Origin of the sequence: Streptomyces sp. NPDC050997 (assembly GCF_040660135.1) — a bacterium.
In the GTDB taxonomy this organism is placed as follows: domain Bacteria; phylum Actinomycetota; class Actinomycetes; order Streptomycetales; family Streptomycetaceae; genus Streptomyces.
Window position 1 is genome coordinate 652,641 of the sequence record NZ_JBFAGK010000003.1, and the last position, 23,487, is coordinate 676,127.

Sequence of the window (23,487 nt, forward strand, 5' to 3'; positions counted from 1 at the left end):
TGGGACACCGGTCACCCGGGCAGTCCCCAGCGCGGCGCCTCCTCGTTCGGCTCGACGGGTGTGATCCGCAGGTCGGGACGGTCGCCCTTGGCGGTGATGAGGGCCGACTCGCCCTTGCGCAGGGTGACCTTGATCGTCCCGACACCCGCGGACTCGTACCGCAGCGGTCGTCCGTCGTCGTTCCGTACCTCGATCGGGCCGCCGACGCCATGACGTACGACGCAGGGGGCGCCCGCCTCGCTGACCAGCCGGACCCAGCGGGTCACGCCGTCCTCGCGTACGGCACTGAGCAGAAACGCCCCCTGGGTACGGAAGTTGTGCACCGTCAGATCCGCCCAGGCGGCGGGCAGCGCGGGGAAGACGCGGATGGTGTCGCCCCAGGACTGGCAGACCATGTCGTGGAGGGACTGGGCGGCCGAGAGGGGGGTCTCGATGACCGGGCCGGATTCCTTGTACATGGTGTTGGGCTGGATGAAGCGGGCCATCAACTGGCCGAGGTAGCTGAGCGCGTCCTCGCCCTTGCCCAGCAACGCCGACATCGAGGCCGCGCCCGTGAACGTATAGCCCTGGAGGGCGCCTTCGAAACCCACCCAGTGCGCCAGCGACATCTCGATCAGGGCCTTTTCGTCGGGCGTACGGCCGGTCAGTTCGTACAGCGGGTACACCGCCAGGAGGTGCGAGTAGTGACGGTGCGACTTCGCGAAGGGGATGTCCGCGCCGATCATGAAGCCGTTGTCGTCGGTCGGATACGCGGCCCGTCTGGTCAGGACCTCGCGCCAGCGCGGCGCCAACTCGTCGTCGATGTCGAGGAGTTCGGCGGTGTCGAGGAGGGTGCGGCAGCCCCAGGTCAGCAGCATCAGGTCGTAGTTGCAGTCCCGCGAGTTGCCCCCGTACTCGGGTGAGAAGGTGGCAGGCAGGTGCAGTTTGCCGTCGGCGCCCGGTTCCAGGAAGCGCAGGTAGTAGGTGATCGCCTTGCGCAGGAGGGGGAAGAGGACGTCACGGAGGATCGACTCGTCCATCGTGTGGCGATAGCTGAGCCAGACGTTGTGCAGGGCCCAGGTGAGGTTGCCGACCTCGGGAGTCGGCGGGTCCCGGCCCGGGATGCCGACGCCGTAGCCCAGTACGGGGTCCGTGGCGCCGCCGTTGACCAGTGAGGCGTCGGTGGTGCGCGGGATGCCCAGTGAGTCGGCGCGGTACGCGGGCGCCACCTCGGCCCTGAGGTTGTCCCGGAACTCGCTCAACGCCCTTGTCACAGCGTCGAGTTCGAGGTGGTTGGAGCCGTGGATCAGCCAGTACTCCAACTGCACGTTCAGGTTCCACCAGGTCGCCGGCCACGGCGTGGGCTCCACCCAGGGGCCGCACGTGGCCATCACGGGCGCGTCGCGCCGGGCCGCGGACGCCGTCTTGTACAGCTGGATCCAGTAGAAGCGCTGTATGCGGGCATCGGGCAGCGAGAGGAAACTCTTCCGGTAGTAGGCGTGCCACCAGGCGCGATGCGCCACCGCCAGTGCGTCGTACGGGAGTTTCGAGGCGTCCCGGACCGCGGCCAGAGCGCGCCCGAGCGCCGTCGTCCTCGGATACGAGTGCGCGACATGCACGTACAGCGTGCGCGCCCGCCCCCAGGTGCGCTCCCGCCACGCGGTGACGTGCTGCCCGCCGGAGAGCAGCGGTTGTACGGCGGTGGAGATGCCGTCGTACTGCCGGGTCTCGGCGGGCGGGTTGACCTCGTACCCCTCCGGCAGCGGCCGGAACGCCGCACGCGGGCTGATCGCCTCAGCCGGATGGAACGCCCACGCGAAGTCGCGCTCGCCCTCGCTCGGTGTCACCTCGACGGCCAGCACGGAACGGGAGTTGTGCACCAGGGCGCGGATGGTGAGGGTGCCCCGGTCCGTGGTGAGCGTGCCGGTCAGTTCGGCGTCGCGCAGCCCGAGCCGCCAGTCGAGGCCGGTGATCGTGCCCACCGGCTCCAGCGTCAGGTGGCCGATCGGCAGCCGTGCGAGGCCGAACAGCGATCCGAACTCCGGGCGGTGATCCTGGACTTCGGAGTGCTGCACGTTGAAGCGGACGACCTGGAAGGTGTCCGCCTCGGTGCCCGGTTCGGCGTAGATCCCCGAACCGAGGAAGCCGTTGCCCAGATACGGGCCCTCGTACCAGGTCTTCGGCATCCGCTGCCAGACCAGGTCGGCGTCGTCGAGGACGGTGCGCCAGGGGTCGGAACCGTGCGGGTCGGAGCCGTGCGGGTCGGAGCCGTGCGGGTCGACGCCGGCCGCCGCGGCCGGGGCGGGCAGGCCACCCGCGAGCAGCGTCCCGCCGAGTGCGGAGCCGGTGGCCAGCACGGTGCGTCTGGACGGGCGGTTGGACGGACTGCTGGAACGACGGCTGGACGGGCTGGGCATCGCGCCTCCTGGCTCGTACGACTCACAGAGATACATCGGAGCTATCTCAGACCGAAAGGTAGAGATGGCACGAGAGGGCGTCAACATTACGGAAGAGATCCGATGTGTTGGTTGTATGGGCGGATACGAGGCACCACCCACATGCGTCTCCGCGGCCGTTCACTTTTTCTTCCGCACTGTGAGAGTTCTCTTCCGGCGTGCTGCGGCAGCGCTTACAGTGCGGGCGCACCTCGCAATCCGGATACCACGCGCTCACCGCATTCGGGAGGTACGTCAATGCGTCCATCGAGTCGTTCGACCAACACGACCGAGCCGTTACGGACCCGACCCCGTGCCATGACGGCACTGATCGCTCTGGCAACCACCATCGGCCTGGCACTGACTCTGCTGACAGCGGCCGCGCCACCGGCGGCCGCCGCCGAACTGCTGTCCCAGGGCAAGCCCGCGACCTCCTCGTCCACCGAGAAGGCGTCCACCCCCGCGTCGGCGGCGGTGGACGGTAGATCCGGGACCCGCTGGTCGAGCAAGTTCAGTGATCCGCAGTGGCTGAGAGTGGATCTGGGCGCCACCGCCACCATCAGCCAAGTGGTGCTGCGCTGGGAGGCCGGGTACGGCCGCGCGTTCCAGATCCAGACCTCCGACAACGGCACCGCCTGGACCACCGTCTACTCGACCACGACAAGCACCGGCGGCGTGCAGACCCTCGACGTGAACGGCAACGGCCGGTACGTCCGCGTCCACGGCGCCCAGCGCGGCACCGCCTACGGCTACTCGCTGTGGGAGTTCCAGGTGTACGGCTCCGGTGACGGCGCCCCTCCGGACACTGGGATCCCGGACCCGACGACCGCTTCCCTTGAGGCCACCAACGGGCCGCTGACCACCGCCACTTACACCGTTCCCAGCCCGAGCGGGTACGGCTCCGGCACGGTCACGTACCCGACGGCCAGTGGCTCGTACCCGGGCGTCGTCCTGATGCCCGGCTATTACGGCACACAGCAGAATCTGCAGTGGCTCGCACCCCGCCTCGCCTCCTGGGGCTTCGTCGTCATCAACGTCGGAACCAACACACTCATTGACGATCCCGAATCGCGAGGCCGCCAGATCACCGCCGCCGGCACCCAGCTGCTCGCGCTCGGCAACGCCACCGGCAACCCGGTATCGGGGAAGGTCAACGGCACACTGGGCGCGGCCGGTCACTCGATGGGCGGCGGTGGTGTCATGGCGGCCCTCCGGGACGACTCGCGCTTCCGGGCGGGCGTGCCCACCGCCCCGTACCACACGAGCCCGAACTTCTCCGGAATCACCGAGCCCACGTTCTTCCTGACCTGCCAAAGCGACCTTGTCGCCAATGGCAACAGCTACGCGGTGCCCTGGTACAACTCCATGTCCCAGGCCGAGAAGCTCTACATCGAGGTTCCGGGCGACCATCTGTGTCCGATGACGGGCTACGGCGACAAGGCCAGGCAGGGCAAGTGGATCGTGTCGTTCTTCAGCCTCTGGCTGCGTGCCGACACCCGCTTCAGCCAGTTCCTGTGTGGTCCCGCACGTGATGCCGACAAGAACAACACCTCCCTGGTCACGCGCTGGATGGACACCTGCCAGTTCTGACCGGCTCGCCTCGGAGCGCCGCGCCGGCGGGCCGACGGAGCGCTCCGAGTCGACTCCTGTGCGGGTGGGGCGACCCCGATGCTCGCCCCGCCCCGCAGCGTGTCCCGCGGCCGGGCGCGGTCAGCGGGTGGCGAGGAGTTCGAGTGTGTCGATCACACGGTTCGAGAAGCCCCACTCGTTGTCGTACCAGGCGACCACCTTCACATGCCGGCCGTCGACCCGGGTGAGTTCCGAGTCGAAGATCGCGGAGGCCGGATTACCCGTGATGTCGGAGGACACCAGCGGGAAGTCCGAGTACTCCAGGATCCCGGCGAGCGGCCCCTCCGCCGCCGAGCGGTACGCGGCCAGCACGTCCTCGCGCGTCACCTCGCGGGCGACGGTCGTGTTGAGTTCGACGATCGAGCCCACCGGAACGGGTACGCGGATCGAGTCGCCCGACAGCTTGCCATCCAGGTTCGGCAGCACCAGGCCGATCGCCTTGGCGGCGCCCGTCGTGGTCGGCACGATGTTGACGGCGGCGGCTCGGGCGCGACGCGCGTCGCGGTGCGGGCCGTCGTGGAGGTTCTGCTCCTGCGTGTAGGCGTGCACCGTCGTCATGAAGCCGTGCTCGATGCCGGCGAGCTTGTCGAGCACCGCGGCCAGCGGTGCCAGCGCGTTGGTCGTGCACGAGGCGTTCGAGACGATCGTGTGCAGGGCCGGGTCGTACGCGTCCGAGTTGACCCCGAACGCGAGCGTGACGTCGGCACCGTCGGAGGGCGCGCTGACGAGGACCTTCTTCGCGCCCGCGTCGAGGTGGGCGCGGGCCGCCTTGGCCGAGGTGAAGCGGCCGGTCGCCTCGAGGACGATGTCGACCCCGAGTTCGGCCCACGGCAGCTGCGCCGGTTCACGCTCGGCCAGGACCGTGATGCGGCGTCCGTCGACCACCAGGGCGTCCCCGTCCGCGGTCACCGGACGACCCAGCCGGCCGGCCGTGCTGTCGTAGGCGAGCAGTCGCGCGAGGGCGGCGGGCTCCGTGAGGTCATTGACGGCGACGACTTCGAGGTCGCTGTGGCGTTCGAGCAGGGCGCGCAGCACATTGCGTCCGATGCGGCCGAATCCGTTGATGGCGATGCGAGTCATGAATGGTGTCCCTTCCGTTCACCATCAAGCCTCGCTCTCGGCTTCCACCGCCGGCAGTGGAGTGATCGCCACGATCCAAAAGGATCGCGCCACGCGGTGCGGCTACTCGCCCTGGGCGAAGGTGCGCCGGTACTGGCTCGGTGTGGTGTCGAGGATGCGCTGGAAGTGCGACCGCAGATTCGCACCGGTGCCCAGGCCGACGTCGGCGGCGATCTGCTCGACGCTGAGCTGCGAACGCTCAAGCAGTTCGCGGGCCATGTCGATGCGGGCCCGCATCACCCACTGCATCGGCGTGTATCCGGTCTCCTCGACGAAGCGCCGCGAGAACGTGCGCGGCGAGACCGCGGCCTGCCGCGCCAGTACCTCAAGGGTGAGGGGTTCGCCGAGCCGCCGCAGCGCCCACTCGCGGGTGGCGGCGAAGCGCTCGCCGAGCGGCTCGGGCACACTGCGCGGCACATACTGTGCCTGGCCGCCGCTGCGATAGGGGGCCGCGACCAGGCGTCTGGCCGCGTGGTTCGACGCGGCCACCCCGAGGTCGCCGCGCAGAATGTGCAGGCACAGGTCGATGCCCGAGGCGGCGCCGGCCGACGTCAGCACGCTGCCCTCGTCGACGAACAGAACGTTCTCGTCGACCTGTACGAGCGGATGCCGCGCCGCCAGTGCCCGGGTGTAGTGCCAGTGCGTCGTGGCACGCTTGCCGTCGAGCAGACCCGTGGCGGCGAGAGCGAAGGCGCCCGTCGAGATGGCGGCGAGCCGCGCGCCCCGCTCGTGGGCGGCGATCAGCGCGTCGACGACGGCGGGCGACGGATCGTCTCGGTCCGGGAACCGGTAGCCGGGGATGAAGACGATGTCGGCCCACACAAGTGTGTCGAGGCTATGGGCGACGTGGTACGACAGGCCGTCGCCGCCGGCCACGAGACCGGGCGCCGCACCGCACAGGCGCACCTCGTACGGCATGCTCGCGCGCGTGGTGAACACCTGCTCGGGAATGCCGACGTCGAGCGGTTTCGCACCGTCGAGCACAAGAACGGCGACGCGACGCAGGCGGGAAGCTGACACGCAGACAGGGTACGCAGCGACCAGACGCGGGGTCAGCCGCCGAGCCCCGTAGCGCCCCAGCCGGGAAAGTGAGGGTGCCGCAGAACCGCACAGCCGTCCATCCCGTCTCCATGGTCACTGTGGCCCCTCGAAGCGAGCTGCCTCGGGGGCCACGAGCCATATGGATGTCTACTGGAAGGGCTTTTTCGGCATGAGGTCGAACAGCTACAGGAACAGGACCGTGGGCTGGGCGGTAGGGGCCACGCTGGTGGCGACCGTCGCGGGCGTCACGGGATGCTCGAACGACACGGAGTCCGCCGCGGAGGAGAAGCCGACCGCGAGCAGCTCGACCGCGGGCGAGTCGCAGAAGTCCTCGGCCACCCGCCAGTCCACAGCCGAGGAGGCGGTTGCCACCTGGGTCACCGCTGTTGTCGAGGGAAAGCCGAAGCAGGCGTGCCTGGTGATGGCTGAACCGGCCACCGCTTCGAAGCCCGCTCGGGTCGGCAGCCCCTCTATGTGTAACAGCGGCACACCCGAAGCACGGAAAATACAAGAGAACATCGGCAAGTTCCGTACGTCGTTCACGCCGAAGCCGCCCACGAGCAACCCGAAGGTGGAAGTCGCCCAAGTCCCGGTCACCGGCGACAAGGCGGTGATTGCCGCCGACAAGGTCACCATCGACGGACAGTCTCTCGACAAGGTGATCCTGTCCAACTCCACCGGAGTGGAGCCAGGGCAGTTAGACGTCAAGGTGGAATCCACCAAGATCGACGATGCCTGGTACGTGACGAATCTCGATTTCAACATCGGCTGATACACGACTCGGCGCCGCACGCGAGCGCCCCCGCCTGAAGGCGGGGGCGCTCGCGTTCTTCACTTCATGGTGCTGTGCTCCGGCCACGCCGACCAGGCGAACCTGTCAGGCGTGGGCGTGTCCGCGCCGATGTCCACGCCCGCGGTTGGTGAACAGCCGGTACAGCGCAAGGAGGATGACCGACCCGACGATGGCCGCGATCCAGGTGGACAGATCGAAGAAGCCGTCGATCGAGTCGACGCCGAAGATCACCTTGCCGAGGAAGCCTCCGAGCAGGCCTCCGGCGATACCTATGAGCATGGTGATGATGATTCCGCCCGGGTCCTTGCCCGGCATGAGCGCCTTGGCAATAGCCCCGGCGAGCAACCCGATAACGATCCACGCGATGATGCCCATTGCAGAGTTCCTCCCTAGCTTTCGTTTCGCCGAACGTGTGTCCGCGAAAGCCGTCGCCAAACAGACCAGGGTGAGGACGAATTCACCGCATGCCATGAGTGATCTTCGGAGCGTGGTGCGCTCCCCGGTGCCTCGCTCACGGCGTCAGGCACACCTGCACGGCTGGTGCGTATCGTTCGACGACGTCGTCGATCGCTGTCGCGCGCACCTCTTCGCCCCGCGCGATGCCGTACATCACGCCGAGGCCGAGCAGCATGCTCAGGGCGAGTTCGGCCCGCAGTCCGGCGCCGGGGCCGTCGAGGCGCAGGGCGAGCCGATCGCTCACCTGGGTACGGAAGTTGGTGCGGAGGGTGTCTCCCTGGTCGCCGTGGAGTGGGGCGAACACGATCCGCAGCAGGGGGTCGGCGCCCTGTTCGGACTGGCTGACGAGTACGTGGCGGACCATGTGGCGCCCGAGGTCCGCCAGTGGCGCGTCCAGCAGGGCGGCCGCGTCCTCCTCGAAGGACATCACCCGCGCGAAGAGGGCGTCCTTGTTGCCGAAGTACTTCATGATCAGGGGCGGGCTGACACCGGCACGTTCGGCGACGGACTTGAGCGTGATGTCCGCGTGGGCGTGCCGTGCGAGGAGTTGACTTGCTCCTCGGGCTGAAGCCCGAGGATTCTGGCCTTCTCCACCGTTGCTGTGCCGCTACGCGGCACAGGGTTCGGTCGGGATTCCGTGGCTTCCTGTTTCTTCGCGCTGTGCCGGGACGAGTCCTGGTCTTACCGGCGCTCCGCAGGCTGATACCGCCAGTCCGGCGGCCGTCTTGACGTTGATCGCGGCGTTGTGGTCCCGGTCGTGGAGGGTGCCGCAGGCGGTGCAGGTCCATTCCCGGACGTTCAGGGGCTTGCGCCCGTCATTGATACCGCAGGTGGAGCAGGTCTGGGAGGTCGGTGTGAACCGGCCGATCCTGACCAGGGTCCGGCCGTACCGGGCGGCCTTGTACTCCAGCATGTGCACGAATGCCGACCATCCGGCGTCGTGGACGCTCTTGGCCAGCCTGGTGCGCGCGAGTCCCCTGACCGCCAGGTCTTCCACGCCGATCGCTTGGTTGTCGCTGATCAGCTTGGTGGAGAGCTGGTGGTGGAACTCGCGGCGCGCGTCGGCCACCTGCGCGTGCGCGCGGGCGACCTTGAGGCGGGCCTTCTCCCGGTTCTTGGATCCCTTCTGCTTGCGGGACAGCTCCCGCTGGGCTTTCTTCAGTTTCTTCTCCGCGCGGCGCAGAAACCGTGGTGAGTCGATCTTCGTGCCGTCGGAGAGGACCGCGAAGTGGGTGAGGCCGAGATCGATGCCGACGCTCTGGTCGGTGTCGGGCATGCGGGTGGCGTCGGCGGCCGCGTCGGTGTCGATAGCGAAGGAGGCGAAGTACCGCCCCGCCGCGTCCTTGATCACGGTGACCGAGGAGGGCTGTGCGGGCAGGGTGCGGGACCACTTCACCTTCACGGCGCCGATCTTCGGGAGGTTCAGCCTCCCGGAAGCGGTGACGGACCAGCGGGCATTGGCCGTGAAGCGGATCGACTGACGGCTGTCCTTACGGGACTTGAAGCGGGGCGCACCGCATGTCGCGCCCTTCCGCTCACCCTTGAGGGACGCGAAGAAGTTCCGGTACGCGGATTCCGCATCGCGCAGGGACTGCTGGAGGACGACCGCGGAGACCTCGCCCAGCCAGGACCGCCCGGGTGTCTGCTTGGCCTGGGTGATCAGCTTCTGGGACAGCGCACCCGCCGAGGGGAAGGGCTCGCCCGCCCTGCGGGCGTCCTCGCGGGCGCGCACGGCATCGTTGTACACGACGCGGGCGCACCCGAACGCCCTGGCCAGCGCGAGACGTTGGCCCGGTTCCGGGTACAGGTCGGGTAGCCTGGATGCATCACTGCATCCCGGCCCCCTCAGAACCGTGCGTGCACCTTTCAATGCACACGGCTCAAGCTCGCCCCATGGGCCAGCGCAGTTTCACTTGGCCTGCACGCCATCTTGAGCGTGTAGCTGTCGATGGCATGCGGAGTGCACGAGACGGAGGTTGGTTCGATCGTCGGAGCCGCCATCTCTCCGGTAAACGAAGTGATGCTTGTGCAGCATCTTCTTCGAGGCCGCGAACCAGTTGATCCACTCCCGTGGACTGTCCGGTTCGTATTCGGCCCCGGCGATGAGCGCCTGATTACAGAGCGGGCAGAGCCCTTTCTGCTTGTACGCCAAGGACAGACTCACTTTGTCCATGGGCGGTGGCGCCTTCTTACGGCGGCGTCCTTGCCAGTACTCGGCCAGAGCAGGGTCGTCGGGAGACGCCGCGCCCTTCACCTGCACGTGGCGGACAATCTTGGTCCAACCGAACTTGGGGAGATAGGCGCCGCTGATACGGTCCCCGAACACCCACTTGTCGTTTCTGGACTCGTTGAACCTGCCGAAGTATCTGTTGGCTACCCAGACCCTCGACTTCCTCGGATGGCTCCTTTTCGCCCACTCCCAGAGCAGCCCCCACACATAGTTGTCGAGACTTGAGAATGTTCGGGAGGAAACCGCATTCCGGTAGTACGCCGACCATCCACGAATGATCGGCGTCAGCGCCCTCAGCATTCCCGCCGCGTTGGAACCGTACAGGCCCTTCACTTTGGTGCGTAGGGTTTCCCGGAGTCTCTTGACAGCGTCAGCACTTGGCTTGATGAGTAGCTTTCCGTCGTAGCGGCGGATGTTGAAGCCAAGGAAGTCGAACCCGTCCTCCATATGGCGGATCCGGGTCTTTCCTTCGTTGAACCGCAGTCCTCTCGGCTCCAGCCACTCTGCCAACCGTTCTTTGATCTCTTCTGCTTCGGACTTGCTGTGGCACATGACCACAAAGTCATCCGCGTAACGGATCAGGATCGGGGTCCTGGGGGCAGCCTTCGGCTCGTATGTCTTCGCCTCGGCTCCCCAGTACCGGCACCCTGCTGCCTCTTCCATCCCGTGCAGTGCCACGTTCATCAGCAGCGGGCTGATCACACCGCCCTGCGGAGTCCCCTCCTCGGTTGGTGTGAAGCGGCCCTCTTCGACCACACCGGCCCTCAGCCACGCACGGATGAGACTCCGGCCGGGGAATCCCCCGACGGCGTCCATCAGGCGAGGATGGTCGATGCGGTCGAATGCCGCCGACAGATCAGCATCGAGAACCCAAAGGCGTTTGGCGTTCTTGCGTGCCGTTGCCCCGAAAATAGCCTCGATCGCGTCGTGGCACCCTCTCCCCGGACGGAAACCGTACGACCGGGGTTCGAAACGGGCCTCCCACTCGGGTTCCAGCGCATTCTTGACACGGGCCTGCATGGCCCGGTCCCGAATCGTCGGAATCCCGAGCGGGCGTTGCTTCCCGTTACTCTTCGGGATGTACACCCGCCTGACCGGCATGGCTCGCCAGGGCTTCTCGACCCGATGGACCTCTGACGCGAGATTCCACCGAGCCTTGGGCGTTACCGCCTTCTCCCTGTCGACGCCGGCCGTTTTGCGGCCAGTACTCAGCTGGGACACTCGCCTCACGCTCACCAGCGTGTTGGAGTAGCTCCGCAGCATGAGCTTTTGCAGATTCCTGACCTTGGGCCAGTCCTCTTCCCGCGCTGCCTTGAAGATCCGCTGTCTCAGTCGCCGTACTTCCCCCTCGCATCGGCTCCAGTCGATCTGGTGCCACAGCATGGGGGCGTCCTCGGGTCCGTTCACCGGGCTGAGCGGCAGAACAGACATTGTCCACCATCCTCCCAGCGTCTAACTTGTCCCTCGGTTCGGGCTTCTTCTCAGTTCATTTCAAAGGCTCACCTGGTTCACGTCTGCTCCCTTTCGGGCTGGGGAGAGCCCCGTATCCGGCAGGTTATACGGGCACATTCACCCGACTTCCCTTTCCCTTTCGGGGACCGGCGTTCGCTTCTTGGACCATCCTGTCCGGCTGAGGAGTTCCGCTTCCCTTACGGTCGGCCTACCAGATCGCTCTGGACCTCAACCGGGTTTCCACGTTCCGCACCGTCAAGATGCGTCCGGGGAGGGTGCCGCCTATTGCCCCGTGGCCAGCGGTGTTCACGAGCCTTGAGTCAGAACCCTCGGCTCCGCTTGACGTTTTCCAACGTCCAGGCCATGACCGCCGCTATTGCTCGACACCGGGCGGGTAACGCTGACGAGGCTTTGACAGGGGTTCACTTTCGTCCACCCTTCCGGACTGTCCTTCGGCCTGTGACGTCAGATGCCTTGACGTTCTTGGGCCTTGAGCGCTCAGCTTCACACCCCGCCGTTGCCAGCGACGCATGTGAGCGTGGGACCAGACCTCAGAACACTGGTCTGGGACAACCCCGTTGAAGCGGTGTTGTCCACTTGAGCGGTGCGACATCGTGTCGCACCCTGAAGGCGTACCGAAGCTGCATGCGGTGATCGTACGAACGAGCACCCCCCACCACCAGAGGGAACGTACGTACGGTAGATACCCCCTTGAACCCGGAAAGCCGAACAGACCGAACGAGAGAGGCATTAACCGGCTGTCCCGGATCAGGCCCCGTGACGCTCCGCGTCAGCAGTGGTGACGCCTGCGCTCCCCTGCTCCGCACGACAGCATCCGTGACGCTCCGCGCCACAATGACAGATTCGCTTCACCACCGGCCGAAGGCCGATGCGCTGCGAATGAATCCCGGTAGCGGGCCGCGCGGAGGATCGCCGCTTTGGTGGCCTCGGCGTCTCGACGGCTCGGGACGGTGTCCGCGGCCGCCGCGGTCACGGAGTTCGGCCCGGTGGTCGCGGAGTTCGGCGCCGTCGTCGCGGAGCTCGGCCCGGTGTTGGTCAGGTGAATGACCATTCACCCGCTCTCGCCGCCGGATCCGACCCACGCCGGCCGCCCGGCGGCCGGGCGCCCGCGCGGCCGGGCGCCCGCGCGGCCGGTCAGGTCGCGCGGCCGGTCAGGTCGCGCGGCCGGTCAGGTCGCGGAGGGCTCGGTCGGGAGCGCCTGCTCGGCCCAGATGATCTTGCCGTCGGGCGTCTGGCGGGTCCCCCAGCCCTGAGTGAGCTGGGCAACGAGCATCAGCCCTCGGCCCCCCTCGTCGAAGGTACGGGCCCGGCGCAGGTGGGGGGCGGAGCTGCTGCCGTCGGAGACTTCGCAGATGAGTGTGCGGTCGTTGATCAGCCTGAGCTCGATGGGGGGCTGGGCGTGCCGGATGGCGTTGGTGACCAGTTCGCTGACGACCAGCTCGGTGACGAACGCGGCCTCGTCCAGTCCCCACTCGGTCAGCTGCCGGCTGGCGTTCTTGCGCGCCGACGCGACCATCGCGGGGTCGGCCGGCACCTGCCAGGTGGCCACGTGGGAGGCGTCGAGGGCGCGGGTGCGGGCCACGAGAAGTGCCACGTCGTCGGACGGGCGGTCCGTGAGCATGGTCCGCAGCAGGGCGTCGCAGGTCGACTCCAGGTTGCCGGTCGGTCGCCGCAGGACCTCCCGCAGGGCGTTGACCCCCTCGTCGACGGCACGGCCGCGGGCCTCGACGAGCCCGTCCGTATAGAGGACGAGCAGGCTGCCCTCTGCCAGTTTCAGCTCGGTCGACTCGAAGGGCAGGCCGCCGAGGCCGAGCGGAGGACCCGCCGGGACGTCCAGGAACTCGACCCCGCCGTCCGGTGTCACAAGGGCGGGTACGGGATGGCCGGCGCGGGCGATGGTGCAGTGTCTGGAGACCGGGTCGTAGACGGCGTACAGACAGGTGGCTCCGATGTCACCGGCGGTCACGGCCGTGCTGTCGGCCCCGCCGGCGAGGCGGTTGATCAGGTCGTCGAGGTGGATGAGCAGTTCGTCGGGGGGAAGGTCGATGTCGGCGAGCGTGCGTACGGCGGTGCGCAGCCGCCCCATGGTGGCGGAGGCCTGGATGCCATGGCCGACGATGTCGCCGACGACCAGGGCCACCCGGGCGCCGGAGAGCGGAATGACGTCGAACCAGTCGCCGCCGACTCCGGCCCGGGTGCTGCCGGGCAGGTAGCGGGAGGCGACCTCCAGGGCCGCCTGCTCGGGGAGTTGCTGCGGCAGCAGGCTGCTCTGCAGCGTGAGGGAGATGGAGCGTTCGCGGGTGTAGCGGCGGGCGTTGTCGATGCACACGGCGGCGCGGGCGGTGATCTCCTGACCCAGCAGCAGATCGTCCTGCTCGAAGGGCTCGGGCTGCCGGTGGCGGGAGAACGTGGCCACCCCCAGGGTGAGGCCACGGGCGCGCATCGGGACCGCGAGCACCGAACGGAAGCCGAACTTCCGCATGTGTTCGGCCCGCTGCGGGGTCTGCCGTTCCACCTCCGCCAAGGCGGCGGGGGTCACGTGCTCGATGAGGGGCCGGCCCGCGGCCAGGCACTCGGCCGCGGTCGAACCCGCCGGGTACGCGGCCACGGTCCCGCACCGCACCACGGCTTCGGGGCATCCCTCCAGGACCGACTGACAGGCGACCCGGCGCAGCATGACGGGGCCGTACGGAGCACCCTCGGGCGGATCCTCACCACCCTCGATGGCCGGCAGGAGATCGACGGTGACGAAGTCCGCGAACCGCGGGACGGCGACGTCGGCGAGTTCCTGGGCCGTACGCGCCAGGTCCAGGGTGCTGCCGATGACCACGCTGGCGTCGTTGAGCAGCACCAGCCGCTGCCGTGTCAGATGCTGTTCCGTCACGTCGTGAGCCGACAGCAGGACGCCCTCCAGCCGCCCGACGGTGTCCCACACGGGGGCGAGGGACACCGACCACACGCTCTGACGCTCATGGCCGGCGAGTTGCAGCGCGGCTCCGAGCTCCTGCGGCCGGCCCGTCTCGAGCACGCGCCGCATCCCCGCTTCGGCCCGTTCGCTCTCCGGATCGTCGACGATCTCCGTCACCCGCAGTCCGCGCATCGCCTCCTCGGACAGGCCTATGGCACGCTCCATGTCCGCGTTCGCCCGGCGCAGCCGTAGTCCGGTGTCGTACAGGGCCATCGTGCAGGGGGAATGAGTGAAACTCCGCCGCACGAACGCGTCGTCCTCAGGTCCGCTCGCGGGGCGGGTCACCGCCGACACCAGCAGCCATCCGTCGCCGTCGTTCTCCCTGCGGTGGGCCAACAGATCGACGGTGAGGCGGCGACCGTCCCGGTGCAGCAACGTCACCGGCCCGCTCCACCTCCGTAGATCCGCGAGGGAGCGCGGCACCTGAGTGGGAGTCCCGTCCGGGAGCAGCGCGGTCGCGTTGCGGCCGACGACCTCTGCGGCCCGGTGGCCGAGCAGTCGCCGTGCCCCTTCGTTCCACGCGGTCACGACACCGCGCCCGTCCACGCTGACTCGCGCTGTGGCCGCCTCGTCGACGATCTCCCGCGTCCCAGCGCTCGGGACGCGGTCCCCGGCAGCCGTGGATCCGGTCATGACGTCATCTCGCCTCGCTCCCGCCCTGGGGCCTTCCGCCCGGGATCGGCCGGGCCCAAGATGCGACACCCCCATTTATTACGACACTAGACAATAAGAGTGACAGATAGCCGCGAATCGGTCCTCATGGTAGGACGGCACCCCGACTGCCCGGAGGGCGGGACCATGACGATGACTGCCAACGGCAAGGGGACGTGGCCCGCCCCTGCCGTGTGGACCGGGAAGATCTACAGCGGGGGCTGGTGCGACTCCGAAGGCGGCACCCGCCAGGTCATCGAACCGGCCACGGGTCACCCGCTGGCCGAGGTAGGCGTGGCGGCGCCCGCTGACGTCGCGCGAGCCGGCGCGAGGGCGGCCCGCGCTGCCGGGGGCTGGGCCGCGGCGGCTCCTTCGGAACGGATCGAGGTGCTGCTGCGTGCCTCGTCGGTCCTGCAAGAGCACAGCGAGACGGTTCGTGACTGGATCGTCCGTGAATCGGCCGGCGTCCCGGCCAAGGGTGACTACGAGATCGCCGCCGCCCTCGGCCAGCTGACTCACGCCGTCGGACTCGCGTCGCTGCCCCCGGGTGAGGTGTTGGCTCCGCAGTCCCCCGGCGCGACCAGTCTGGCCTGGCGGGTGCCGCTGGGGGTCGTCGGTGTGATCAACCCGTGGAACGCGCCACTGCTGTTCGCGATGCGTGCGCTGGCTCCGGCCCTCGCACTGGGCAACGCCGTGCTGCTCAAGCCCGACCCGCTCACGCCGGTGTCCGGGGGCGTCCTCGTCGCGCAGCTCTTCGAGGAGGCCGGGCTGCCGGACGGGGTGCTGCACGTCCTGCCCGGAGGCGCCGAGACCGGGCAGGCGGTCGCGACCGATCCCCATGTCGACATGGTCTCGTTCACCGGCTCCGTCGAGGCCGGACGGGCGGTGGCCCGCACGGCGGGAGAAGGCCTGAAGCGGGTCTCCCTGGAGCTCGGCGGCAAGAACGCGATCATCGTGCTCGAGGACGCGGACATCGAGGCCGCCGCCGCAGCCGGAGCCGCGAGCACGTTCGGCTACCAGGGCCAGGCCTGCGTCGCCGCCGGCCGCCACGTGGTCCACGCCGACCTGATCGAGGCGTACACCGACGCGCTGGTCAGCCAGGCGAACGCCATGCGGATGGGCGATCCGCGGACAGAGCACGTCACGATCGGCCCCGTCATCAGCGAGCGGCAGGCCGTACGAATCGAGCGGATCGTCGACGAGAGTGTGGCCGTCGGGGCGCGGCTGCGCACCGGCGGGCGGCGCGACGGGCTCTTCTACCCGCCCACCGTCCTGGACCGAGTCGAGCGCGGCATGCCGGTCTTCACCGAGGAGATCTTCGGCCCGGTCGCCCCGGTCGTCCCCTTCCGCGGCGCGGCGGAGGCCGTCGAGATCGCCAACGACACGGCGTACGGCCTGACAGCCGCTGTGCACTCCGGCTCCGTACCGAAAGCCACCGCCGTCGCCGAACGGCTGCACACCGGCATGGTCCACATCAACGACCTCTCCGCAAAGGACGCCGCGAACGCGCCGTTCGGCGGCATGGGCATCTCCGGCAACGGCTCCCGGATCGGCGGCACCGCAAGTCTGGAGCAGTTCACCCAGTGGCGTTGGATGACGATCCCGAAGGCGGCCTGACCCACCACCTCGGCCGGAAGGTTACGGATGCGTGCCGAACTCTTGACGGGCGCCGTATGACTGCGTAGACATGACAGCGCAGTCAGACACACGGCGTCTGGCAGTATCGGGCACGATCGTTCGGCCACCGGGAGACGTCATGACGCCAGGGACAGGACGGGACGGGAGTCCCGGGGCGCCGCGCAGCGTGGACGTGGCCCGGGTGGCCGGGGTCTCGCAGAAGACGGTGTCGAGGGTCTTCAACGACGAGCCGTATGTCTCCGCCGACGTGCGCCGACGTGTCCTCGAAGCCGCCGAGCAGCTCGGCTACCGCCGCAACAATGCCGCCCGGGCGCTGGCTTCCGGACGGACCCGATCGATCGGCGTGGTGACGCTGGGCACGGCCCTGTACGGTCCGGCCTCGCTGCTCATGGGTGTGGAGCGGGTCGTCCGGGACACGGGCTACGCGCTCCGCGTGGTCAACACGATGGAAGGCGACCCCGCGGGACTCGCGGGCGCCGTCGACTCGCTCCTCGACCAGGGTGTGGACGGGATCGTCATCTCCGAGCCGATCGCGGAGGAAGCGGGCGAGGGAGACCTCTCCGTCCGCATCAGCGTGCCGGTCCTGGTCCTCGGCGCGCCACCGCCCTTCACCGCCTCCACGGTGCTGTCCGGAGGTGGCGGCGCCGACCTGATGGCCCGGGCGGTCGTCGAGCATCTGCTGGACCTGGGGCACCAGACCGTGCATCACCTCGCCGGTCCCCAGCGGTGGTACGCCGCCAAGGACCGTCTTGAGGGATGGCGGGCGACGCTGGCCGCACACGGCAGGGACGAACCGCGGGTCTTCGAGGGCGACTGGTCGGCCGCCTCCGGCTACTCGGCGGGTCAGGAGCTGGCCGCCGACCCCGATGTGACGGCGGTGTTCGCCGCGAACGACGACATGGCCATCGGCCTGATCCGCGCCCTGACGGAAGCCGGCCGGCGCGTGCCGGAGGACGTCAGCGTCGTCGGCTTCGACGACATCCCGGTCGCCGCCTATGTGACTCCTCCGCTGACCACGGTGCGGCAGCCGTTCGACACCGTGGCGCAGGAAGGGCTCAAGCGCCTGGTGCACGCCATCGAGAACCCGCAAGCGGAGGCTCTGTCGGCGAACGACCCCCCGGTCGACCTCGTCGTCCGCGCTTCGACCCAGCCCCCGCCACCCCGGAGGCCCCCGGGACGTCGACGACATAGCGCCTCCCGGTCCCGCGGGGAGGCGTCCACTGCCCCGCTCCCGAAGAAAGGACCGTCCACCCACCACTGAACAGCGCCGCTCGGTCCGGGCCGCAGGGCCCAGACCCGGCATGTGATCCCAGGGGCGAGCCGCCGTACCGGCCCTTGTTCAGCCCTGTCCGTCCCGACCGCGTCCCCGCCCCTGCGGACGACCCCGCAGCCCGGAGACGCGCGAACCTCCCTTCGCCCAGTGGCTCCTGAGCCGCATGGTCGCGGCGCTCTCCGGCCCGTCCCGCACACACCTGTGTGCCGTACTCCGGTCGCCGCCCGCGCAGCCGCGCTTCCCGAACCCGTCGGCTTCGGCGTCCAGACGTCCAGACGTCACGCCCACGCCTGCCTTCTCCTTCGTCCTCCCCTTTCCGCACACCCTCCCCCGGCGTGCGGTCCCCTTCGCCATCGGCGGGAGTTCACCATGCCCACATCCGGATCCTTCATCAGTTCCTCCTCCATGAACCGTCGGCTCTTCCTCACCGCGACGGGCGCCCTGTCGCTCGGCGCCGCCCTCACGGCCTGCGGCGGTGGTGACTCCGGCGGCTCCTCCGCCGCCGCCAAGCCGGTCAGCCAGGCCGACATCGACAAGGCGATGAAGACGCCGACCGAGCTGACGTTCTGGACCTGGGTCCCGAACATCGCCAAGGAGGTCGCGCTCTTCGAGAAGAAGTACCCGAACGTCAAGATCAAGATCGTCAACGCCGGCCAGGGCACCCCGCAGTACACCAAGCTGCGCACGGCGCTGAAGGCGGGCAGTGGCGCCCCGGACATGGTGCAGATCGAGTACCAGGCGATTCCGACGTTCACGATCACCGACAGCCTTCTGGACCTGCGCCCTTACGGTGCCTCCGCGCTCAAGGGGCAGTTCGTCGACTGGACCTGGGGCCAGGTCAGCGGCAGTGGCGGCGAGGTCTGGGCGATCCCGCAGGACACCGGCCCGATGGGCATGCTGTACCGGCAGGACATCTTCGACAAGCACGGCATCCAAGTCCCGGGAACCTGGGACGAGTTCGCCGCCGCGGCACGCAAGCTCCACAAGGCGGACCCCGATGTCTACCTGACCAACCTCGCCGCCAACCAGGTCGCCGCCTGGCACGGCCTGCAGTGGCAGGCGGGCGCCAAGCCCTATGTGACCTCCGGCAAGAGCGACATCACCATCAGCGTCGACGCCGCCGCCTCCAGGAAGCTCGGCGAGTACTGGGGTGGGCTCGCGAAGGAGGGAGTCATCGGCGTCGAGCCGGACTTCACCGACTCCTGGTACGCGGCGCTCAACAAGGGCAAGTACGCCACCTGGATCACCGCCGCCTGGGGGCCGGTCTTCCTCTCCGGTTCGGCCAAGGCCACCGCCGGCAAGTGGCGGGCGGCCCCGCTGCCCCAGTGGGACGCCGCCAAGCCCAGCTCCGGCAACTGGGGCGGCTCGACCACCGCCGTCATCCGCTCCACCAAGAACCCGATCGCGGCGGCGGTGTTCGCGCGGTTCCTCAACACCGACCCGGCCAGCGCGCGGATGTTCGCCACCGAGCAGTTCTTCTTCCCGGCGACCAAGTCCCTGCTCACGGACGCCGAGTTCATCGGCGAGGCGCCGTCGTTCTACGGCGGCCAGAAGGTCAACCAGCTGTTCGCCGACATCAGTTCCACGGTCAACTCCTCCTTCCAGTGGCCGCCGTTCCTCGACCAGGCGGCGACCGACTGGACCGAGACGGTCGGCAAGTCCCTCGCCGACAGGACCGACACCGTCCGCGCGCTCGGCACCTGGCAGTCGCGCCTCACCACGTACGCCAAGGCCCAGGGCTTCACCGTCAAGGGGCGCTGAGATGGCTGTCACCACCGCGACCTCCGCGACCTCCGCGACGACCTCCGCCAAGGGCAGGCGCCGGGCGGCAGGACCGCTGTTCGTCGCACCGTTCATGGTGCTCTTCGTCCTGCTCTTCCTCGCCCCGCTCGGCTACGCCGCCTACCTCAGCCTGTTCGAGGAACGCCTCATCGGCGGCACCGCGTTCGTCGGGCTCGACAACTACGTCAAGGCCGTCCAGGATCCGCTGCTCATCCACGGCGTCGGACGGGTCGCGCTGTTCTTCGTGATCCAGGTCCCGGTGATGCTGCTCCTCGCGCTGCTGTTCGCCCTCGCGCTCGACAGCGGTCTGCTGCGACTGGCCCGGTTGATCCGCCTCGGCATCTTCGTGCCGTACGCCGTCCCGAGCGTGGTCGCCGCGCTCATGTGGGGCTATCTGTACGGCCCGGACTTCGGCCCGTTCGCCCAGCTGAGCCGGAAGCTCAGCCTGCCGGTCCCCGACTTCCTCAGCGACGGCTGGATGCTCGGCAGCCTGGCGAACATCGTGACCTGGGAGTTCGTCGGCTACAACATGATCATTCTGTACGCGGCTCTGCGCACCATCCCCCAGGAGCTGTACGAGGCCGCCGCGGTGGACGGGGCCGGCGCCTGGCGGATCGCCTGGTCCGTCAAACTCCCGGCGCTCAAACCGGCGCTGATGCTCACCCTGCTGTTCTCCGTCATCGGCAGTTTCCAGCTGTTCAACGAACCGAACCTGCTGATGAAGGTCGCCCCGGAGGTCATCAGCAGCTCCTACACCGCCAACCTCTACGCCTACTCCCTCGCCTTCACCGGCCAGCAGGTCAACTACGCGGCCACGGTGTCCTTCCTCCTCGGCCTCGTCATCGTGATCGCCTCCTACGCCATCCTGCTCACCGCGAACCGCAGGAGGACCCCGTGACGACCACGGCCCCCACGGCCACCGCCGCCCCGGTGACGACCACGGTTCCCGTCGCACCTCGGCTTCGCCGCCGCTCCCGTTCACGCCGCAGCACCCCGCTGACCATCGCCATGCTGGCCGCGCTCGCCTACTTCCTCCTCCCCCTGCTCTGGCTGCTGATCGCCTCGACCAAGAGCACCCAGGACCTGTTCAACAGCTTCGGCCTGTGGTTCTCGCACGCCCCGCAGCTGCTGACGAACGTCAAGGAGACCTTCACCCAGGACGACGGGGTCTTCGTGCACTGGCTGCTCAACACGGTGATGTACGCCGTGGTGAGCTCCCTCGGGGCCGCCCTGCTCGCGGCCGCGGCCGGATACGGCTTCGCCAAGTTCCGCTTCCGCGGCGACCGGCTCGGCTTCAACCTCGTCCTCGGCGCCGTCATGGTCCCGACCACCGCCCTGGCGATCCCGACCTACCTGCTCTTCGCCGAGGCGGGCCTGGTCAACACCCCCTGGGCGATCATCCTGCCCTCGCTGGTCAACCCGTTCGGTCTCTACCTCATGCGCGTCTACGCCCAGGACGCCATTCCCGACAGCATCCTGGAGGCCGCCCGCATCGACGGCGCCGGGGAAGCCCGGATCTTCTTCACGATCGCCCTGCGACTGCTCGCACCGGGCCTGGTGACCGTCCTGCTGTTCACGCTCGTGGCGACCTGGAACAACTACTTTCTGCCGCTGATCATGCTCAACGACCCGGACCTGTACCCGATCACGGTCGGGCTCTCCTCCTGGGCCGCGCAGGCACAGAACGGCGGGGCGGGCTCCAGCAGCGACATGCTCGCCCTGGTGGTGACCGGCTCACTGATCTCGATCCTGCCCCTCGTCGTGGCCTTCCTGCTGCTCCAGCGGTACTGGCAGAGCGGCCTGGCCGCCGGCGGCGTCAAGCAGTAGGGCACCCAGCCCTCGTACCACTTCCTGCTTTCCTTCGGAGGTTTCCCTCATGGCGGCCCTGCCTGCCCGCGTCCTCTTCGGCGCCGCGTACTACCACGAGTACCGGCCCGCCTACGGCACCGAACGCCCCGACGAACGCCTCAAGACCGACCTCGACCTGATGGCCGACGCCCACGTCACCGTCATCCGGGTCGGTGAGTCCGTGTGGTCGACCTGGGAGCCTACGAGCGGACGGTTCGACCTCGACTGGCTCCGGCCCGTCCTCGACGGCGCCCACGAACGCGGCATCTCCGTCGTCCTCGGAACACCGACGTACGCCGTCCCGCCATGGCTGGCCCGGCAGTACCCGGAGATCACGGGCGAGCGGCGCACCGGCGAGCGCATCGGCTGGGGCGCCCGTCAGGAGGTCGACTTCACCCACCCCGCGTTCCGGTTCCACGCCGAGCGGATCATCCGCGAGATCGTCGCCCGGTACGCCGGCCACCCCGCGGTCATCGGCTTCCAGGTCGACAACGAACCCGGCCTGGAGCTCTTCCACAACCACGGCGTCTTCCAGCGCTTCGTGGACCACCTGCGCGCCAAGTACGGCGACGTCGAGACCCTCAACCGCGAGTGGGGCCTGGTCTACTGGTCGCACCGGCTGTCGACATGGGCCGACCTGTGGACCCCGGACGGCAACGCCCAGCCGCAGTACGACGTCGCCTGGCGGGAGTTCCAGGCCCGCCAGGTCACCGAGTTCATCGGCTGGCAGGCCGACATCGTCCGCGAGTACGCCGGCCCCGAGCACTTCGTCACCACCTGCATCTCCTACAAGCGCCCCGGAGTGGAGGACGACGAGCTGACCGACCGCCTCGACATCGCCTCCGGGAACCCGTACTACGCCATGCAGGACGGCCTCCTGCTCCCCGACCCCACGCCCGACGACCACCAGCAGACGTGGCGGACGACCGGGGTGTGGTCGCTGTACCAGACCGCCGACTGGATGTTCTCCTCGCGCCAGGAGCCGTTCCTGGTCACCGAGACCAACGCCGGCTCGATCGGCGAACCGTGGCACAACCGCCCCGCCTACGACGGTCAGTGGCGGCAGGCGGCCTGGGCGCTGGTCGCCCGCGGGGCCCGCATGATCGAGTACTGGCACTGGCACACGCTGCACTTCGGCGCGGAGACCTACTGGGGCGGCATCCTGCCCCACACCGGACAGCCCGGCCGCACCTACGCCGAACTCGCCCGTCTGGGCGCCGAGTTCGACGCGGCCGGTCCGCTCGTCGCGGGGCTCGAACCGGACGCCGACATCACGATGGTGTACTCGACGCCGAGCAAGTGGCTCATGCAGAAGTACCCGCCGCTCGCGACATCCGACGGCGAGCCGGACCCGGAGGCCTACCACGGCATCTTCGACCCCCTCTACCGCGGCGCCTTCGACGCCGGCCGTCAGGTGCGCATCGTTCACGCCCGCCAGCTGCACGACCCGACCGGGGAACGGGGCGGCCTGACGCCGGAGGAGGCGGTAGGCCGCCACCCCGTCCTCGTCGTCCCGGCGTTGTACATCGCCGCCGACTCGACGCTCGACTGGCTCGCGGCCTACGCGGAGGCGGGCGGCCACCTGGTCCTCGGTCCGCGCACCGGCTACGCCGACCACGAGGCACGGGCCCGCCACGAACCGGCCCCCGGGCGCCTGGTGGAAGCCGCGGGTGTCCGCTACGACGAGTTCAGCAACCTCGTACGAGAGGTCCCCGTACGGTCGGCGTCCGGCGGGCCGCTCGACCTGCCCGAGAGGGCGACGGCGACCCGCTGGGCGGACGGCCTGACCGTCACCGACGCCGAGGTACTGGCCACCTACGACCACCCCCACTTCGGCCGCTGGCCCGCGGTCACCACCCGCCGCCACGGCTCCGGCCGCGTCACCACCGTCGGCACCGTCCCCGGCCGCGACCTCGCCCGGGCGCTGGCCGCCTGGATGGCACCGGCCTCCCCCAGCGAGTGGCAGGACCTCCCGGCATCCGTCACCGCGACGACCGGCACCTCCCCCGACGGCCGCCGCGTCCACATCGTCCACAACTGGAGCTGGGAGCCCGCGGGCATCCCCGCCCCGGTGGACCTCTCCGACGCCCTGACCGGCACGTCCCACCCCGCGGGCACGGCGCTGGACCTCGGCGCCTGGGACGTCCGCGTGTTCGTCTCCTGATCCGATCC

General features: G+C 69.0%; 16 protein-coding genes and 1 pseudogene. 9 read left to right on the forward strand and 8 right to left on the reverse strand.

Translation table 11 applies throughout. The annotated features are described in order from the left end of the window. Positions 1–11: 11 nt before the first annotated feature. Complete coding sequence (locus tag AB0H86_RS09710; protein ID WP_362435099.1) at positions 12–2,396, reverse strand: glycoside hydrolase family 95-like protein; 2,385 nt, start codon at positions 2,394–2,396, stop codon at positions 12–14. Between the two features lie 336 nt (positions 2,397–2,732). Here AB0H86_RS09710 and AB0H86_RS09715 point away from each other — a divergent pair, with 336 nt between their 5' ends. After that, positions 2,733–4,004 (forward strand): discoidin domain-containing protein, encoded by a 1,272-nt coding sequence (locus AB0H86_RS09715; protein WP_362435102.1) that lies wholly within the window; start codon positions 2,733–2,735, stop codon positions 4,002–4,004. A gap of 120 nt (positions 4,005–4,124) precedes the next feature. Here the strand turns inward: AB0H86_RS09715 and gap are convergent, their stop codons facing one another. Together gap and AB0H86_RS09725 are read right to left on the reverse strand one after the other, a co-directional pair. After that, positions 4,125–5,123: a type I glyceraldehyde-3-phosphate dehydrogenase gene (gene gap, locus AB0H86_RS09720; RefSeq protein WP_362435105.1), complete on the reverse strand. Its 999-nt coding sequence runs from the start codon at positions 5,121–5,123 to the stop codon at positions 4,125–4,127. A gap of 102 nt (positions 5,124–5,225) precedes the next feature. Beyond that, a complete protein-coding gene (locus AB0H86_RS09725; RefSeq protein WP_362435107.1) occupies positions 5,226–6,182 on the reverse strand; it encodes a helix-turn-helix domain-containing protein in 957 nt (318 codons plus the stop codon). Positions 6,183–6,342: 160 nt separating this feature from the next. Between AB0H86_RS09725 and AB0H86_RS09730 the strand changes: the two genes are divergently transcribed. Further along, on the forward strand, positions 6,343–6,975 hold the full coding sequence (locus AB0H86_RS09730) for a hypothetical protein (protein WP_362435109.1): 633 nt from the start codon (positions 6,343–6,345) through the stop codon (positions 6,973–6,975). Between the two features lie 105 nt (positions 6,976–7,080). Here AB0H86_RS09730 and AB0H86_RS09735 read toward each other — a convergent pair whose 3' ends face one another. From AB0H86_RS09735 to ltrA, 4 genes and pseudogenes are all read right to left on the reverse strand, one after another. Then, on the reverse strand, positions 7,081–7,371 hold the full coding sequence (locus AB0H86_RS09735) for a GlsB/YeaQ/YmgE family stress response membrane protein (protein ID WP_362435111.1): 291 nt from the start codon (positions 7,369–7,371) through the stop codon (positions 7,081–7,083). 136 nt (positions 7,372–7,507) lie between these two features. Beyond that, positions 7,508–7,999, reverse strand: a pseudogene (locus AB0H86_RS09740) (TetR family transcriptional regulator); the annotation flags it as partial. Between the two features lie 60 nt (positions 8,000–8,059). Then, a complete protein-coding gene (locus AB0H86_RS09745; protein ID WP_362435283.1) occupies positions 8,060–9,259 on the reverse strand; it encodes an RNA-guided endonuclease TnpB family protein in 1,200 nt (399 codons plus the stop codon). 102 nt (positions 9,260–9,361) lie between these two features. Further along, positions 9,362–11,113, reverse strand: coding sequence for a group II intron reverse transcriptase/maturase (ltrA, locus tag AB0H86_RS09750; protein ID WP_362435113.1), 1,752 nt, complete (start codon positions 11,111–11,113; stop codon positions 9,362–9,364). 962 nt (positions 11,114–12,075) lie between these two features. Between ltrA and AB0H86_RS09755 the strand changes: the two genes are divergently transcribed. Then, positions 12,076–12,198 carry a hypothetical protein gene (locus AB0H86_RS09755; protein WP_362435115.1) on the forward strand — a complete coding sequence of 41 codons (123 nt, stop codon included), beginning with the start codon at positions 12,076–12,078 and terminating at the stop codon, positions 12,196–12,198. Between the two features lie 125 nt (positions 12,199–12,323). On the opposite strand, the gene AB0H86_RS09760 is transcribed toward AB0H86_RS09755, so the two are convergent. Then, the gene (locus AB0H86_RS09760) at positions 12,324–14,756 is read right to left on the reverse strand and encodes a SpoIIE family protein phosphatase (protein ID WP_362435117.1); all 2,433 of its coding nucleotides are present in this window, start codon (positions 14,754–14,756) and stop codon (positions 12,324–12,326) included. A 171-nt stretch (positions 14,757–14,927) separates the two neighbouring features. On the opposite strand from AB0H86_RS09760, the gene AB0H86_RS09765 reads away from it, so the two are divergent. From AB0H86_RS09765 to AB0H86_RS09790, 6 genes are all read left to right on the forward strand, one after another. Further along, positions 14,928–16,391: an aldehyde dehydrogenase family protein gene (locus AB0H86_RS09765; protein ID WP_362435285.1), complete on the forward strand. Its 1,464-nt coding sequence runs from the start codon at positions 14,928–14,930 to the stop codon at positions 16,389–16,391. Positions 16,392–16,530: 139 nt separating this feature from the next. Then, on the forward strand, positions 16,531–17,673 hold the full coding sequence (locus AB0H86_RS09770) for a LacI family DNA-binding transcriptional regulator (RefSeq protein ID WP_362435119.1): 1,143 nt from the start codon (positions 16,531–16,533) through the stop codon (positions 17,671–17,673). A 381-nt stretch (positions 17,674–18,054) separates the two neighbouring features. Then, positions 18,055–19,446, forward strand: a complete 1,392-nt coding sequence (locus tag AB0H86_RS09775; protein ID WP_362435122.1) for an extracellular solute-binding protein — start codon at positions 18,055–18,057, stop codon at positions 19,444–19,446. A 1-nt stretch (position 19,447) separates the two neighbouring features. Then, complete coding sequence (locus AB0H86_RS09780) at positions 19,448–20,365, forward strand: sugar ABC transporter permease (RefSeq protein ID WP_362435124.1); 918 nt, start codon at positions 19,448–19,450, stop codon at positions 20,363–20,365. A 32-nt stretch (positions 20,366–20,397) separates the two neighbouring features. Continuing rightward, entirely contained in the window at positions 20,398–21,294 is an 897-nt protein-coding gene (locus AB0H86_RS09785) for a carbohydrate ABC transporter permease (protein ID WP_362435287.1), read from the forward strand. A 49-nt stretch (positions 21,295–21,343) separates the two neighbouring features. Beyond that, positions 21,344–23,479, forward strand: coding sequence for a beta-galactosidase (locus AB0H86_RS09790; RefSeq protein WP_362435126.1), 2,136 nt, complete (start codon positions 21,344–21,346; stop codon positions 23,477–23,479). The last annotated feature ends 8 nt before the right edge of the window (positions 23,480–23,487 follow it).